General features: G+C 69.0%; 2 protein-coding genes and 1 pseudogene. 2 read left to right on the top strand and 1 reads right to left on the bottom strand.

Features of this window, described 5'->3' with window-relative positions:
• Nucleotides 1-127: 127 nt before the first annotated feature.
• A pseudogene (locus AC27KI_RS24975) lies at nucleotides 128-259 on the top strand (magnesium chelatase subunit ChlI family protein); the annotation flags it as partial.
• Nucleotides 260-267: 8 nt separating this feature from the next.
• On the opposite strand, the gene AC27KI_RS24970 reads toward AC27KI_RS24975, so the two are convergent.
• Nucleotides 268-1,074: an SDR family NAD(P)-dependent oxidoreductase gene (locus AC27KI_RS24970; RefSeq protein ID WP_487091181.1), complete on the bottom strand. Its 807-nt coding sequence runs from the start codon at nucleotides 1,072-1,074 to the stop codon at nucleotides 268-270.
• Nucleotides 1,075-1,180: 106 nt separating this feature from the next.
• Between AC27KI_RS24970 and AC27KI_RS24965 the strand changes: the two genes are divergently transcribed.
• Nucleotides 1,181-1,344: helix-turn-helix domain-containing protein (locus AC27KI_RS24965; RefSeq protein ID WP_487091183.1), on the top strand; the 164-nt coding region annotated here is incomplete at its 3' end.

Genomic DNA, 1,344 nt, shown 5'->3' with positions numbered 1-1,344 from the left:
GTGGCGGGGCTGTCCCTGCAGGCCCAGGCGCAGAACGTGAAGATTGGCGCTGGGCATGTCGGGCTGGACGGGCTTCGCGCCGCTCACGCTGGCCGACAAGGCGGGCATTTTCAAGAAGAACGGCCTGGCCCGCAGCACGCACCGCGCGCTGAGGGTGGCCCGCACGATCGCGGACCTGGCCGGCAGCACGGCCATCGCCCCGGCGCACGTGGCCGAGGCCGTGCAGTACCGGCGGGTGCTGCACCGCGGCGCGGCTTGAACTGAGGCTTACAGGAACATGCCGCCGGACGCCTCGATGCGCTGCGCGTTGACCCAGCGGCTGCCGGGCAGCAGCAGCGAGGCGATCACGCCGCCGATGTCGTCCGGCTGGCCGACCCGGCCCAGCGCGGTCTGGGACGCGATGAAGGCGTTCATCTGCGCGTTGTCGCGCACCGCTCCGCCACCGAAGTCCGTCTCGATGGCACCCGGGGCGACCACGTTCACGGCGATGCCGCGCGGGCCCAGCTCCTTGGCCAGATAGCGGGTCAGCACCTCCACGGCGCCCTTCATGGCAGCATAGGCGGCGAACCCCGGCAGCGCGAAGCGGGCCAGGCCGGTGGACACGTTGACGATGCGCCCCCCGTCGTTCATGAGCGGCAACAGCTTTTGCGTGAGGAAGAACACGCCCTTGAAATGGATGTCGACGAGCTGGTCAAACTGCGCCTCGGTCGTCTCCATGAAGCCGGCATGGATGCCGATGCCCGCGTTGTTCACCAGGAAGTCGAAGCGCTCGCGTTGCCAGCGGCCCGACAGCACCTCGCGCACCTGGGCGGCGAACGCGGCGAAGCCGGCGCTCTGCGAGACGTCGAGCGGCAGGGCCACGGCGCGCCGGCCCAGGCGTTCGATCTCGGCCACGGTGGCCTCGGCTTCGGCCGCCTGGCTGCGGTAGGTCAGGATCACGTCGATGCCCTGCTGGGCGATGTGCAGCGCGGCATTGCGGCCCAGGCCGCGGCTGCCGCCGGTGACCAAGGCGATGGGGGCGCCGGCTTCCGGCGAGGACGCGGTGGAGGATGGGGAGGGGAGAGAAGCGGTCATGGCAGGCCTTTCAGTGGGATGGCAACGGAATGCTTGGCAGTCTATTGAGCAGACACCCTCCCATAAATCGGCAAAAATTGATCAGTTTGTTCACCCCAGAAAGACAATGAACCCCCTCGACCGCATGCTGGTGTTCGTCCGCGTGGCGGAGCTGTCCAGCTTCACCCAGGCCGCCGATGCGCTCGGCATTCCGAAAGCCGCCGCGTCGGTGGCGGTTCAGCAGCTCGAAAGCCAGCTCGGCACCCGGTTGCTGCACCGGACCACGCGGCG

It is taken from the genome of Acidovorax sp. KPB24-03, from assembly GCF_057546605.1.
This window is presented reverse-complemented; position numbering and strand designations above follow the sequence as displayed.

Bases quoted from the DNA above. Each gene is read 5' to 3' on its own strand.
- AC27KI_RS24970 (WP_487091181.1), bottom strand. From the start codon at position 1,074: ATGACCGCTTCTCTCCCCTCCCCATCCTCCACCGCGTCCTCGCCGGAA.